Genomic DNA, 13,778 nt, shown 5'->3' with positions numbered 1-13,778 from the left:
GGGACAACTCGGCGGTAAGTCTATCAGAACTTACCTGAACGTAAGAGATATTTGCGCCGAACTAAGTTTCAGCAATGCCTGCAAATTTCTCACGCAATTTATCAAGCGCACGCTTGTACCGCATTTTCGTAGCACTCAAACCCATATGCATGATGTCTGCGATCTCCTGAAACTCCAGCTCTGCGACAAAACGTAGCACCAGAATTTCCCGGTCAATCGGGTTCACATGCACAAGCCAACGGTCAAGTCCGCCCTTCTCCTCAGGTTTCGGCGCCTTCTCTTCAGACGCTTCCTCAAGGGGGTCCAGACTCAACGCATCCATCAAACGACGCTTGCGTCGTTCCTTCCGATACTGCGTGATGCATTCGTTGTACGTGATGCTATAGAGCCATGTCTTGAACTTCGATTTTCCTTCGAAGTTCTTCAGGCCATACAGCACCTTCAACATCACCTCCTGACAGACATCGTCAGCATCACGATCGTTCCCTAAATAACGCGCACAAACGTTGAAGAGGGTTCGCTGATAGCGTCGCATCAACTCTTCATACGCACGCGTTACGTGAAACAGCTCCGTGTGCGAGCGCGCAACCAACTCCTCGTCAGAGAGCTCACGGGGGTCATAGCGCGTGGATAGCGATTGGGCTTTATTCAAAACGAGTCGGGCCGACAGTCAGGTCAATGTCCGCCGCAGCCCGGACATGGGCATTTTTGCGGCGGCATACATTAGCAGGGTTTGCCGGGTTAGCGGCTACTTACATGCTGCTCCAGCAGGATCCGATTGGAGAGGGAGACTAGCTCACCCTCATCGGTCAGCAATGTAGTTTTGACCGTGCCGATCTCCTCGATCTGTCCTTCGACCTCGCCAACTCGCACTTGTTGCCCAACCTGATACAACTCACGCACATAGATTCCCGCAAGAATCTGACCGGCAATATCCCGGCTTCCCAACCCCATGGCCAAGGCAACAGCCAGACCAACGGTAATCAACACGATCACGATCACATGGTTGAGCAGGTCGGTTTTGACCTCCAACTGACTGATCGCAACGGAAATACTGATGATGATCACCAGGCCCTGGGCGATTCGCCCCAGGCCGCTGGCGTAATCCAGACCAACCCCTTCGGCCGCTCCGCGCACCAGCCCATTGGCCAGTTGCGCCAGCAATACCCCCACCAACAGCACCAGCGCGGCGCCGAAAACCTTCGGCAAATACAGCGCCAGCATGTCGAGCGTAGCCGAAACCCGCTCAAGGCCAAGGGATTCTGCAGCAGAAACCAGAAAAATCAGTAATACGAACCAATACACGATTTTACCGATCAAGGTAGAAATCGGTACCTGCAAGCCCGCGCGGGACAGCAGTTTGGTGAGGCCGGTGCCGCCCATCAGCCGGTCCAGGCCCAGCTTGGCGAGCAATTTCGAAAGCAGGGTATCCAGCAGCTTGGCTACCACGAACCCCAGCAACAGCACGACCAGCGCGCCAAACAGATTCGGGATGAAATTCGCTACCTTGGTCCACAACGCAGTCATCGCAGTGACGAGGCTCTGAGTCCAGAGATCAAGTTCCATATTCAATCAGCCTTATCAGCAGCACGTGCAGTAGGTTTACGACGGGAAACCGGCGAGATATGGGCCGATCCGTTATTCAGAGCAATCATCAGCGCCGGCAACCAGCGGCCGAGCAGGCTGAACAGATCCCCCGCCCCTACCTGCCGGTTGGCGGTTTTCAGCACGCGGCCCAGGCACGCATCGTCGTCCCGGGTGGACGGTGTGGCCTTGAGCATGTCACGCAACGACTGTTCAAACGGATCGTGCATACGCACCTCTCGATATGTCTGTGAAAGACGCGATCAAAATTCCCTGAGTCACATAGTTCATGATCAGACCCAGCGCAAACGTCGGAACAACCACCACTGCCCCAGCGCGACCAGCGCCATCAACAGGCAGGCGATCAGAAACCCGTAGGGGCTGTTGGAAAGCGGAATGCCTCCCACGTTGATCCCCAGCAGACCGGCCAGAAAACTCATCGGCAAAAAGATCCCTGTGATAATCCCGAAGCGAAACATGATGCGGTTCATGCGTACGTTCAAGCGCCGGTCTTCGGCCTCAAGCGCAAGCCCCACGCGCTCTCTGGTCAATTCGAGCTCTTCCAGGTAGCGGGTCAGGCTGTTGTTCAATTCGTTCCAGTAATCGCCATCGTCATCGGCAAACCAGGGCAGGCGGGTACGACTGAGTTGGCCGAAAATATCCCGCTGCGGAGCAAGGAAGCGTTTGAGTCCGGCAGCCCGCCGACGGATCTGCAGAATGTTGCCGTGCTCAGGGGTATACCGTTCGTCGGCATCCAGTTTTTCTTCCTCGGCATCGACCACTTCCGACAAGTCGCTGACCAGATCCTGCACCTTGTGGGTCAGGTACTCGGCCATATAAAGGATGAGTTCGGAGGCGGTTTTCGGGCCTTTGCCCTCGCCCAGTTGCACCAGCAGCTCATCGGTCGCGCGCAATGGCCGCAGGCGCAGGGAGATCACCCGCTGGGCCGAGCCGAAGATACGCACCGAAACCATGTCTTCGGGCTCGGCGCCGGGGTTGAGGTTGATGCCGCGCAAAAACAGCAGGAACTCGCAATCCGGCAGCGCCAACAAGCGTGGCCGGGTGTTTTCTTCGAGCAGGCGGTCACAGCTGAACTCACTCAGGCCGCTGGCCTTGCGCAGCCAGGTCTGGGTTTGCGGATGGCTGCGGTCCCAATGCAGCCAGAGGCTTTCATGGGACTGCAGTTGTAGGTCGTCCAGTTCAGTTCGGGCAATCGCACGCGCACCACCTTTCCCGTCCAGTACCAGGGCATGTACCAGCCCCCATTGCGCGTTGTCTTCCTCGAACATCCTCATCCCTTGCTTGGTCGACTGCTTATTCAGGCATTTTCAGCGGGCTTGGCGAAACGATCACGCCATTGTTGTCGGCATAGACATATTCGCCCGGACGGAAAGTCACCCCGGCAAACGTCACGGCCACGTTGAGATCGCCAATACCGCGTTTGTCGGTTTTCATCGGGTGGCTCGCCAGCGCCTGGACGCCCAGGTCGGTTTGCGCGATCACATCGACATCACGGATGCAGCCATAGATCACCAGCCCTTCCCAACCGTTTTTCGCCGCTTTCTCCGCCAGCATGTCGCCGAGCAGCGCGCGGCGCAGGGAACCCCCGCCGTCGACCACCAGTACCTTGCCATGCCCCTTGAGTTCGACCTGTTCCTTGACCAGCGAGTTGTCTTCGAAGCATTTGATGGTCACGATTTCGCCGCCGAAAGAGTCGCGGCCGCCAAAATTGCTGAACATCGGTTCAACCACCTGCACCAGCTCCGGGTAGGCATCGCACAGGTCGGGAGTGAGGTAATGATTCATCGAACAACTCCTGTAATGGAAAGAACACGTCGCAGTGTCGGAATTCGCAGGGTTCATGCTGAGGATACGAGTGCAGGCAGCGAATGTTTAACCTTTCACCTTAGCCCTCGATCCTCATGCGACCACCACCATACGCCAATTTCGGCAGGCTCAAGCAGTACGGACAGAATGCTGCAGCGGCGCCCGAATGTGACCAAAATTACTTAATACGTCATATCTTAGCCGCAAGCGCATCGGAGCGAAATGCCCTTGTCAGAGCCCTCGGCGTCAAATCGCGGCGGCCAGTTCGCTGCCCGACGCCAGCAACGGGCTCTGCTGATCCGTCAGCCAACGCGCCACCATGGGCCAGACTTCAACCTGCGCGGGTTTGCTCACCAGCATCTCGACATGGCCGAAATTGCCACTGAAACCGTGTTCGCGCCCCAGGCAGACAAACTGTTTGTGCTCGGAACCCAACTGGTCGAACAGCTTGCGGCAAGCCCAGCTCGGATCCTGGTGATCGCCGGAGGCACTGACCGCCAATACTGGCAGCGAAACGTCGGCCAATCCGGCCCACCAGTCCTTCTGTTTATCCCCGAAACGCCCGAACAGCCCATACCAGCGCATGCTTTCCAGGGCCAGTCCGATGGGCTCGTCCTCGGGGCCGCGCTTGAGCCGCGAACCGGACAACTGGGCAAAACGCTTGAGAATGAAGCGACCGCTCCACTCCACCGCCGGGATTTTCAATGGCCAGTAAGTGCGGCTGACCTGACAGCCAAACAGCGCTGCCGAGGCCACCGCCGGCTCACCCAGGTACTGGCCGCCCAAGGCTGCCGCCAGGGTGATGCCGCCCAGGGAATGGCCAACCCAGTGCGGGATCTGGCCGCTTTGCTCGCGCACGAAGGCGCCAATGGCGGGCAGATCGTATTGCGCATAATCGGCGACGCGGTTCTTGCGGTAATCGGCATTGCGTCGCGACAGACCGTGGCCGCGCATCTCGGGAATCCAGATATCGAAGCCCATGCGCGCCAAGTACGCGCCCAGGCCGATGCCCTTGGGGGAATACCAGAAGCGGCGATTGGAGAAGCTGCCGTGCAGCAGGATCACTGGAACACCGCGGGGTTCAGCCTCATTGGCCATTCCCAGGCGGGTGACGGCCAGCTCGACCGTGGCGTCCGGGCTGTTGCCCGGCTTGAGACGGTAGACGTCTTCGCTAAGGTCGCCTCGACGTTCGGCACTGATCAAGGCGACGGGAAATAAATGGCTGCTGCTTTGCATAATGCTCTTGCACAAAAAAGGGCGGCATCCGGAGGGAGCCCGCCCTACTTGAATCTCAAAGCGCTGGCCGCCCCGAAGAGCGACCGACGCTTCACTCTCCGATCAGACTGCGTCCTGGCCTTCGGCCAGGAAGAACCAGGTTTCCAGCACGGAATCGGGGTTCAACGAAACACTTTCGATGCCCTGCTCCATCAGCCACTTGGCCAGGTCCGGGTGGTCGGACGGGCCCTGGCCGCAAATACCGATGTATTTGCCGGCCTTGTTGCAGGCGGCAATGGCGTTGGCCAGCAGTTTCTTGACCGCTGGATTACGCTCGTCGAACAGGTGCGCGATGATGCCCGAATCGCGGTCCAGGCCCAGGGTCAGCTGGGTCAGGTCGTTGGAACCGATGGAGAAACCGTCGAAGTACTCGAGGAACTCTTCGGCCAGGATCGCGTTGGAAGGCAGCTCGCACATCATGATCACACGCAGGCCGTTTTCGCCACGCTTGAGACCGTTCTCGGCCAGCAAATCCACCACCTGGCTAGCTTCGCCCAGGGTACGGACGAACGGCACCATGATCTCGACGTTGGTCAGGCCCATGTCGTTGCGCACACGCTTGAGCGCACGGCATTCGAGCTCGAAGCAATCACGGAAGGATTCGCTGATGTAACGCGAGGCACCGCGGAAACCCAGCATCGGGTTTTCTTCTTCCGGCTCGTAGAGCTTGCCGCCGATCAGGTTGGCGTATTCGTTGGACTTGAAGTCCGACAGGCGCACGATGACCTTTTTCGGCCAGAACGCCGCCGCCAGGGTGCTGATGCCCTCGACTAGCTTGTCGACGTAGAAACCGACCGGGTCGTTGTAGCCGGCGATGCGCTTGTCGACGCTTTCCTTGATGTCCAGCGGCAGGCCGGCGTAGTTCAGCAGGGCCTTAGGGTGCACGCCGATCATGCGGTTGATGATGAACTCCAGGCGGGCCAGGCCGACACCGGCGTTCGGCAACTGGGCGAAGTCGAAGGCACGGTCCGGGTTGCCGACGTTCATCATGATCTTGAACGGCAGCTCGGGCATGGCGTCGACGGAGTTTTTCTTCACATCGAAGCCCAGTTCGCCCTCGAAGATGAAACCGGTGTCGCCTTCGGCGCAGGACACGGTCACGCCCTGGCCGTCCTTCAACAGCTGGGTGGCATTGCCGCAACCGACGACCGCCGGAATACCCAGCTCGCGCGCGATGATCGCCGCGTGGCAAGTACGACCGCCACGGTTGGTAACGATGGCGCTGGCGCGCTTCATGACCGGCTCCCAGTCCGGGTCGGTCATGTCGGATACCAGCACGTCGCCAGCCTGGACCTTGTCCATCTCCGACACGTCCTTGATGATCCGCACCTTGCCGGCGCCGATACGCTGGCCGATGGCACGGCCTTCCACCAGCACGGTGCCGGTTTCCTTCAGCAGGTAACGCTCCATGACGTTGGCCTGGGTGCGGCTCTTCACGGTTTCCGGACGGGCCTGGACGATGTACAGCTTGCCGTCATCGCCATCTTTGGCCCATTCGATGTCCATCGGGCACTTGTAGTGCTTCTCGATGATCATCGCCTGCTTGGCCAATTCGCTGACTTCAGCGTCGCTCAAGCAGAAACGGGCGCGGTCGGCCTTGTCCACATCGACGGTTTTCACCGAACGACCGGCCTTGGCTTCTTCGCCGTAGATCATCTTGATGGCTTTGCTGCCCAGGTTGCGGCGCAAGATCGCTGGGCGACCGGCAGCCAGGGTGCCTTTATGGACGTAGAACTCATCCGGGTTCACCGCGCCCTGGACCACGGTTTCGCCCAGGCCGTAGGCGCCGGTAATGAACACCACGTCACGGAAGCCCGATTCGGTATCGAGGGTGAACATCACGCCGGCGGTGCCGGTTTCCGAACGCACCATGCGCTGCACGCCGGCAGACAGGGCGACCAGCTTGTGGTCGAAGCCCTGGTGCACGCGATAGGAAATGGCGCGGTCGTTGAACAGGGAAGCGAAGACTTCCTTGGCGGCGCGAATGACGTTCTCGACGCCACGGATGTTCAGGAAGGTTTCCTGCTGGCCGGCAAAGGACGCATCCGGCAAGTCTTCGGCGGTGGCCGACGAACGCACGGCCACGGCCATGTTCGGGTTGCCTTGGGACATTTCGGCGAAGGCGGTGCGGATTTCAGCGTTCAGGCGCTCGGGGAACTCGGCTTCCATGATCCACTGGCGGATCTGCGCGCCAGTCTTGGCCAGGGCGTTGACGTCATCGACGTCCAGGGCATCGAGCGCCGCGTGGATCTGGGCGTTCAGGCCGCTCTGCTCGAGGAAGTCACGGTAGGCCTGAGCCGTAGTGGCAAAGCCACCGGGGACCGATACACCGGCGCCCGCGAGGTTACTGATCATCTCGCCGAGGGATGCGTTCTTGCCCCCCACATGCTCTACATCATGGACGCCGAGCTTATCGAGGGAAACTACGTACTCTACCAAGGTGATCTCTCCACTAACTGTGTTGGAAAAGCTCAGGAGCCGGCTGCTCGGGGGAGCGCATGCCGGCTGTATGGCCTGGACCTGGAAAATAAGTGAGAATGCGGGCCATTGGCGGCCGGCAAACCGCGCCTATCATATCCAAGATTCGTCACTAGCTTAAGGCCCAAGGTGCAAATGAAACGATCTGCTTTCTTTATCTCCGACGGTACCGGCATCACCGCTGAAACCCTCGGCCAGAGCCTCCTGGCGCAGTTCGAAAACATTACCTTCAGCAAACTCACGCGACCGTATATCGATAGCGTGGAAAAAGCGCGGGCCATGGTACAACAAATCAACATCGCCGCCGAAAAGGACGGATTTCGCCCGATCATCTTCGACACCATCGTCAATCAGGACATCCGTGAGATCCTCGCGACGTCCAATGGTTTCATGATCGACATCTTCTCGACCTTCCTCGCCCCCCTGGAACTGGAACTGAGCGAGCACTCTTCGTATTCGGTCGGCAAGTCCCATTCCATTGGCCACAACTCCAACTACATGGAGCGGATCGAGGCGGTGAACTTCGCCCTCGACAACGACGACGGCGCCCGCACCCACTACTACGACAAGGCCGATCTGATCCTGGTGGGCGTGTCGCGCTGCGGCAAGACCCCGACCTGCCTGTACATGGCCATGCAATTCGGCATCCGCGCTGCCAACTACCCGCTGACCGAGGACGACATGGAGCGCCTGCAACTACCGGCTGCCCTGCGCGCCCACCAGCACAAACTGTTCGGCCTGACCATCGACCCCGACCGGCTCACCGCCATCCGCAACGAGCGCAAGCCCAACAGCCGTTATTCGAGCTACGCCCAGTGCGAATTCGAGGTCCGCGAGGTGGAAAACCTGTTCCGCCGCGAGAACATTCCGCACATCAATTCCACGCACTTCTCGGTGGAAGAGATCTCCGCGAAGATCCTGGTGGAAAAAGGCGTCGAGCGGCGCTTCAAATAAGGTTTCTCCGATAGACAGAGCGCTATCGCGAGCCAGCTCGCGCCTACAGAATGCTGTCGGCGCGAGTTGCCGACCATCGGCCGGCCCTTCCCTCAGATCACGAATAAATCGACAAACCGATGCACCGCCGTGGCCTCGAGCCGTGCCTGATCCTTGCACAGGGCAAAGATCTGCGCCGAACGCTGGGCGGTAAAGCGGGTGGCCAGGTTGGCCTTGAACTTGTCTTCCAGCAGTGGAATGCCTTCGGCACGGCGCCGACGATGGCCGATCGGGTATTCCACCGCCACCTGTTCGGTACTCGAACCGTCCTTGAAAAACACTTGCAGCGCATTGGCGATGGAACGTTTGTCGGCCTCCAGGTACTCGCGGGTGTAACGCGGCTCTTCGACGATCTGCATCTTCTCGCGCAACTGGTCGATAATCGGATGGGCGGCATGGAAACTGTCTTCATAGTCCTCGGCCACCAGGTTGCCGAACGCCAGCGGCACAGCAGTCATGTACTGGAGACAGTGGTCGCGGTCGGCGGCGTTGGCCAGTTGGCCGACCTTGGAAATGATGCGGATCGCCGACTCATGGGTGGTGATGACGATCCGGTCGATCTCGTGCAGGCGCTCCTTGACCTGCGGATGCAGGGCGACCGCGGCCTCGCAGGCGGTCTGCGCATGGAACTCGGCCGGAAAGCTGATCTTGAACAGTACGTTCTCCATCACATAGCTGCCGTACTTCTGCGACAGGCTGAAGCGCCGCTTGTCCTCCGGCTTGAGCGCCAGGTCCTTGTTGGTGTGGCTGAACAGCACGTCGTAGAACCCCCACTGCGGCGCGCTCAGGACTCCCGGAATGCCCATCTCGCCACGCAAGGCGATATCCGCCAGGCGCACGCCGCGGCTGGAGGCATCCCCCGCCGCCCAGGACTTGCGCGACCCGGCGTTCGGCGCATGGCGGTAAGTGCGCAGCGCCTGTCCGTCGACAAAGGCCTGGGACAGCGCCGCCAGCAGCTGTTCGCGGTTAGCGCCCATCAACTTGGCGGCGACCGCGGTCGAGGCGACTTTCACCAGCAGCACATGGTCGAGGCCGACCCGGTTGAAGGAGTTCTCCAGGGCGATCACCCCCTGGATCTCATGGGCCATGATCATCGCCTCGAGCACCACGCGCATACTCAGCGGCGCCTCGCCGTTGGCCACGCGTTTCTGCGACAGGTGATCGGCCACCGCGAGGATGCCGCCCAGGTTATCGGAAGGATGGCCCCACTCGGCGGCGAGCCAGGTGTCGTTGTAGTCCAGCCAGCGCACGATGCAGCCGATATCCCAGGCTGCCTTGACCGGGTCCAGTCTAAAGCTGGTGCCTGGCACCCGCGCGCCGAATGGCACCACCGTGCCCTCCACGATGGGCCCCAGGTGCTTGGTGCACTCCGGAAAACGCAAGGCCAGCAGGCCACAGCCGAGGGTGTCCATCAGGCAGTTGCGCGCGGTATCCAGGGCCTCGCGAGACTCGATCCGATAGTCCAGGACGTAGTCGGCGATGTCCTGCAGGACCTGGTCGTAATCGGGGCGGTTGTTCAGATCAACGTTGGCGCTCATGGGCCGTTCACTCCATCAAGGGTTTGGGTGTGCGTTGCATCCTCAAGGTCAGGCTGATCGGGTTATTTTTATTCGGCCCCTTGTAGGAGCGAGCTTGCTCACGATGACGGATGAACCGTCGACATCGATGTCGACCGTGGTATCGCTATCGCGAGCAAGCTCGCTCCTACAGGGGCTATTTATGGTTTAGAAAGCGTCGCCGGGAACACGCACCCAGCCTTCCATCAACACCCGCGCGCTGCGGCTCATGATGGCCTTGGTCACGCTCCATTCGCCGCCTTGCTGCACCGCTTCGGCGCCGACCCGCAGGGTCCCCGACGGGTGGCCGAAACGTACCGCGCTGCGCTCGCCACCGCCGGCCGCCAGATTGACCAGGGTGCCCGGGATCGCCGCCGCCGTGCCGATGGCCACCGCGGCGGTGCCCATCATCGCGTGGTGCAGCTTGCCCATGGACAGCGCACGCACCAGCAGGTCGACATCGGCGGCCTGCACCGCCTTGCCGCTGGACGCCTGGTAGTCCGCCGGCGGCGCGACAAAGGCCACCTTGGGCGTGTGCTGGCGCTTGGCGGCTTCGTCCAGGTGCTGGATCAGCCCCATGCGCAGCGCGCCGTGGGCTCGGATGGTCTCGAACATCGCCAGCGCCTTGGGGTCGCCGTTGATCGCGCCCTGCAACTCGGTGCCGGTATAGCCGATGTCGCCGGCATTGATGAAGATGGTCGGTATCCCGGCATTGATCAGTGTCGCCTTGAAGGTCCCCACGCCCGGCACCTCCAGGTCGTCCACCAGGTTGCCGGTGGGGAACATCGAACCGCCGGCGCCCTCTTCCTCAGCCGCCGGGTTCATGAACTCCAACTGCACTTCGGCCGCCGGGAAGGTCACGCCGTCCAGCTCGAAATCGCCAGTTTCCTGCACCGCACCCTGGGTGATCGGCACATGGGCGACGATGGTCTTGCCGATATTCGCCTGCCAGATACGCACCACCGCTACGCCGTCCCGGGGAATGCGCGCGGCATCCACCAGGCCGCTGCTGATGGCGAAGGAACCGACCGCCGCCGACAGGTTGCCGCAGTTGCCGCTCCAGTCGACGAAAGGCTTGTCGATAGCCACCTGGCCGAACAGGTAGTCGACGTCGTGGTCGGGCTTGATGCTTTTCGACAGGATCACCGTCTTGCTGGTGCTGGATGTGGCACCACCCATGCCGTCGATCTGCTTGTCATAGGGGTCGGGACTGCCGATTACCCGCAGCAGCAAGGCATCGCGGGCCGCTCCCGGCAGTTGCGCCGCCTCGGGCAGGTCTTGCAGGCTGAAGAACACGCCTTTGCTGGTGCCACCGCGCATGTAGGTGGCGGGAATCTTGATCTGAGGTACGAAAGCCATGGATTTCTGGTCCTGATAAAGACCAGGGGCGGCGCCTTGCGGCCCGCCCCCGGTACGTCACTTAACTGGCAACAGCCGATTCGAGGAAGTCCTGGGCGAAGCGTTGCAACACCCCGCCCGCCTCGTAGATCGACACCTCTTCGGCGGTGTCGAGACGGCAAGTCACCGGCACCTCGACGCGCTCGCCGTTCTTGCGTTGGATCACCAGGGTCAGGGTCGCGCGCGGCTTGCGCTCGCCCACTACATCGAAGGTTTCGCTGCCGTCGATACCTAGGGTCTTGCGGTCGGTGCCCGGCTTGAACTCCAGCGGCAACACGCCCATGCCCACCAGGTTGGTGCGGTGGATGCGCTCGAAGCCTTCGGCGGCGATGGCCTCCACCCCGGCCAGGCGCACGCCCTTGGCCGCCCAGTCGCGGGACGAGCCCTGGCCGTAGTCGGCACCGGCGATGATGATCAGCGGCTGCTTGCGCTGCATGTAGGTTTCGATGGCTTCCCACATACGGGTGACCTGGCCTTCCGGCTCGATCCGCGCCAGCGAGCCCTGCTTGACCTTACCGCCTTCCTGGACCATTTCGTTGAACAGCTTCGGGTTGGCGAAGGTCGCGCGCTGGGCGGTCAGGTGGTCGCCGCGGTGGGTCGCGTAGGAGTTGAAGTCCTCTTCCGGCAGGCCCATTTTCGCCAGGTATTCGCCGGCCGCACTGTCGAGCATGATGGCGTTGGACGGCGACAAGTGGTCGGTGGTGATGTTGTCCGGCAGCACCGCCAGCGGGCGCATGCCGGTCAGGCTGCGAGCACCGGCCAGGGCGCCTTCCCAGTACGGCGGACGGCGGATGTAGGTGCTCATTTCGCGCCAGTCGTACAGCGGCTCGACCTTGGGTCCGGTGTCTTCGTGGACGGCGAACATCGGGATGTACACCTTGCGGAACTGCTCCGGCTTCACCGCAGCCTTGACCACCGCGTCGATCTCTTCGTCGCTCGGCCAGATGTCCTTGAGGCGGATCTCCCGGCCGTCGACCACGCCCAGCACGTCCTTCTCGATATCGAAACGGATGGTCCCGGCAATCGCATAGGCCACCACCAGCGGCGGCGAGGCGAGGAACGCCTGCTTGGCGTACGGGTGAATGCGCCCGTCGAAGTTGCGGTTGCCCGACAGCACCGCGGTGGCATACAGGTCGCGGTCGATGATCTCTTTCTGGATCACCGGGTCCAGCGCGCCGGACATGCCGTTGCAGGTGGTGCAGGCGAACGCCACGACGCCAAAGCCCAACTGCTCGAGCTCATGGGTCAGGCCCGCCTCGTCCAGGTACATGGCCACGGTCTTGGAGCCCGGCGCCAGCGACGACTTGACCCAGGGCTTGCGGACCAGGCCAAGCCGATTGGCGTTGCGCGCCAGCAGGCCGGCGGCGATCACGTTGCGCGGGTTGCTGGTGTTGGTGCAACTGGTGATGGCGGCGATGATCACCGCGCCGTCGGGCATCTGCCCCGGCACGTCCTGCCACTGGCCGGCGATGCCCTTGGCCGCCAGGTCGCTGGTCGCCACCCGGGCGTGGGGGTTGCTCGGGCCGGCCATGTTACGCACCACCGACGACAAGTCGAACTGCAGGCCGCGCTCGTATTGCGCCTCCTTCAGGCTGTCGGCCCACAGGCCGGTCTGCCGGGCATAGGTTTCGACCAGTTGCACTTGCTCGTCCTCACGGCCGGTGAGCCTGAGGTAGTCGATGGTTTGCTGGTCGATGTAGAACATCGCCGCGGTGGCACCGTATTCCGGAGCCATGTTGGAGATGGTCGCGCGGTCGCCCAGGGTCAGCGCGGCAGCGCCTTCGCCGAAGAACTCCAGGTAGGCACCCACCACCTTCTGCTTGCGCAGGAATTCGGTCAGCGCCAGCACCATGTCGGTGGCGGTGATGCCCGGTTGCAGCTTGCCGCTCAGCTCGACGCCGACGATTTCCGGCAGGCGCATCCAGGACGCGCGCCCCAGCATCACGCTTTCGGCTTCCAGGCCGCCGACGCCGATGGCGATCACGCCCAGGGCATCCACGTGCGGGGTGTGGCTGTCGGTGCCGACACAGGTATCGGGGAACGCCACGCGCTTGCCGTTTTCATCCGGGCGCACCTGAATCACCGGCGACATTTTCTCCAGGTTGATCTGGTGCATGATGCCGTTGCCCGGAGGAATCACGTCGACGTTCTTGAAGGCCTTCTTGGTCCAGTTGATGAAGTGGAAACGGTCTTCGTTGCGACGGTCTTCCACGGCGCGGTTCTTGGCGAACGCGTCCGGGTCGAAACCGCCGCACTCCACGGCCAGCGAATGGTCGACGATCAGTTGGGTCGGCACCACCGGGTTGACCTGGGCTGGGTCGCCGCCCTGGTCGGCGATGGCGTCGCGCAGGCCGGCCAGGTCCACCAGCGCGGTCTGGCCGAGGATGTCGTGGCACACCACGCGGGCCGGGAACCAGGGGAAATCGAGGTCGCGCTTGCGTTCGATCAGTTGCTTCAGGGAATCGGTCAGGGTCGCCGGATCGCAACGACGCACCAGGTTTTCCGCCAACACCCGCGAGGTGTACGGCAGGGTGGCGTAGGCGCCGGGCTGAATCGCCTCGACGGCCGCGCGGGTGTCGAAGTAGTCCAGCGCGGTACCGGGCAGCGGTTTACGGAATTCAGTGTTCATCGTCAGGACTCGGTCACGGTAATTGCAAAAGGCGGTGC

Annotated in this window: 11 protein-coding genes; 1 reads left to right on the top strand and 10 read right to left on the bottom strand. The window is 61.7% G+C overall.

The window, feature by feature from the left end; all coding sequences use genetic code 11:
- Positions 1–61 precede the first annotated feature (61 nt).
- The 7 genes from sigX to ppsA form a co-directional block, all read right to left on the bottom strand.
- Complete coding sequence (gene sigX, locus BTN82_RS08915) at positions 62–652, bottom strand: RNA polymerase sigma factor SigX (protein ID WP_044462116.1); 591 nt, start codon at positions 650–652, stop codon at positions 62–64.
- 89 nt (positions 653–741) lie between these two features.
- A complete protein-coding gene (locus tag BTN82_RS08910) occupies positions 742–1,566 on the bottom strand; it encodes a mechanosensitive ion channel family protein (RefSeq protein WP_053260260.1) in 825 nt (274 codons plus the stop codon).
- 2 nt (positions 1,567–1,568) lie between these two features.
- Positions 1,569–1,814 carry a CrfX protein gene (locus tag BTN82_RS08905; protein ID WP_075118776.1) on the bottom strand — a complete coding sequence of 82 codons (246 nt, stop codon included), beginning with the start codon at positions 1,812–1,814 and terminating at the stop codon, positions 1,569–1,571.
- A 63-nt stretch (positions 1,815–1,877) separates the two neighbouring features.
- Positions 1,878–2,873: a zinc transporter ZntB gene (locus BTN82_RS08900; RefSeq protein ID WP_075118775.1), complete on the bottom strand. Its 996-nt coding sequence runs from the start codon at positions 2,871–2,873 to the stop codon at positions 1,878–1,880.
- A gap of 25 nt (positions 2,874–2,898) precedes the next feature.
- The gene (rraA, locus tag BTN82_RS08895; protein WP_075118774.1) at positions 2,899–3,390 is read right to left on the bottom strand and encodes a ribonuclease E activity regulator RraA; all 492 of its coding nucleotides are present in this window, start codon (positions 3,388–3,390) and stop codon (positions 2,899–2,901) included.
- Between the two features lie 267 nt (positions 3,391–3,657).
- Positions 3,658–4,647, bottom strand: coding sequence for an alpha/beta fold hydrolase (locus tag BTN82_RS08890; protein WP_075118773.1), 990 nt, complete (start codon positions 4,645–4,647; stop codon positions 3,658–3,660).
- 102 nt (positions 4,648–4,749) lie between these two features.
- Entirely contained in the window at positions 4,750–7,125 is a 2,376-nt protein-coding gene (ppsA, locus tag BTN82_RS08885; protein WP_075118772.1) for a phosphoenolpyruvate synthase, read from the bottom strand.
- 174 nt (positions 7,126–7,299) lie between these two features.
- On the opposite strand from ppsA, the gene BTN82_RS08880 reads away from it, so the two are divergent.
- Positions 7,300–8,118: a pyruvate, water dikinase regulatory protein gene (locus tag BTN82_RS08880; protein WP_075118771.1), complete on the top strand. Its 819-nt coding sequence runs from the start codon at positions 7,300–7,302 to the stop codon at positions 8,116–8,118.
- A gap of 92 nt (positions 8,119–8,210) precedes the next feature.
- Here the strand turns inward: BTN82_RS08880 and prpD are convergent, their stop codons facing one another.
- From prpD to acnD, 3 genes are all read right to left on the bottom strand, one after another.
- Positions 8,211–9,695: a 2-methylcitrate dehydratase gene (prpD, locus tag BTN82_RS08875; RefSeq protein WP_075118770.1), complete on the bottom strand. Its 1,485-nt coding sequence runs from the start codon at positions 9,693–9,695 to the stop codon at positions 8,211–8,213.
- 186 nt (positions 9,696–9,881) lie between these two features.
- On the bottom strand, positions 9,882–11,072 hold the full coding sequence (prpF, locus tag BTN82_RS08870; RefSeq protein WP_075118769.1) for a 2-methylaconitate cis-trans isomerase PrpF: 1,191 nt from the start codon (positions 11,070–11,072) through the stop codon (positions 9,882–9,884).
- Positions 11,073–11,133: 61 nt separating this feature from the next.
- Positions 11,134–13,740 carry a Fe/S-dependent 2-methylisocitrate dehydratase AcnD gene (gene acnD, locus BTN82_RS08865; RefSeq protein WP_075118768.1) on the bottom strand — a complete coding sequence of 869 codons (2,607 nt, stop codon included), beginning with the start codon at positions 13,738–13,740 and terminating at the stop codon, positions 11,134–11,136.
- Positions 13,741–13,778: the final 38 nt, after the last annotated feature.

The sequence above is a fragment of the Pseudomonas chlororaphis genome (assembly GCF_001921865.1).
In the GTDB taxonomy this organism is placed as follows: Bacteria; Pseudomonadota; Gammaproteobacteria; order Pseudomonadales; family Pseudomonadaceae; genus Aquipseudomonas; species Aquipseudomonas chlororaphis_D.
Note: the sequence above shows the minus strand (reverse complement) of the source record. Positions and strands in the feature narration are given on the sequence as shown.

Bases quoted from the DNA above. Each gene is read 5' to 3' on its own strand.
- BTN82_RS08890 (WP_075118773.1), bottom strand. From the start codon at position 4,647: ATGCAAAGCAGCAGCCATTTATTTCCCGTCGCCTTGATCAGTGCCGAA.
- BTN82_RS08900 (WP_075118775.1), bottom strand. From the start codon at position 2,873: ATGTTCGAGGAAGACAACGCGCAATGGGGGCTGGTACATGCCCTGGTA.
- prpD (WP_075118770.1), bottom strand. From the start codon at position 9,695: ATGAGCGCCAACGTTGATCTGAACAACCGCCCCGATTACGACCAGGTC.
- prpF (WP_075118769.1), bottom strand. From the start codon at position 11,072: ATGGCTTTCGTACCTCAGATCAAGATTCCCGCCACCTACATGCGCGGT.
- BTN82_RS08910 (WP_053260260.1), bottom strand. From the start codon at position 1,566: ATGGAACTTGATCTCTGGACTCAGAGCCTCGTCACTGCGATGACTGCG.
- acnD (WP_075118768.1), bottom strand. From the start codon at position 13,740: ATGAACACTGAATTCCGTAAACCGCTGCCCGGTACCGCGCTGGACTAC.
- BTN82_RS08880 (WP_075118771.1), top strand. From the start codon at position 7,300: ATGAAACGATCTGCTTTCTTTATCTCCGACGGTACCGGCATCACCGCT.
- BTN82_RS08905 (WP_075118776.1), bottom strand. From the start codon at position 1,814: ATGCACGATCCGTTTGAACAGTCGTTGCGTGACATGCTCAAGGCCACA.
- rraA (WP_075118774.1), bottom strand. From the start codon at position 3,390: ATGAATCATTACCTCACTCCCGACCTGTGCGATGCCTACCCGGAGCTG.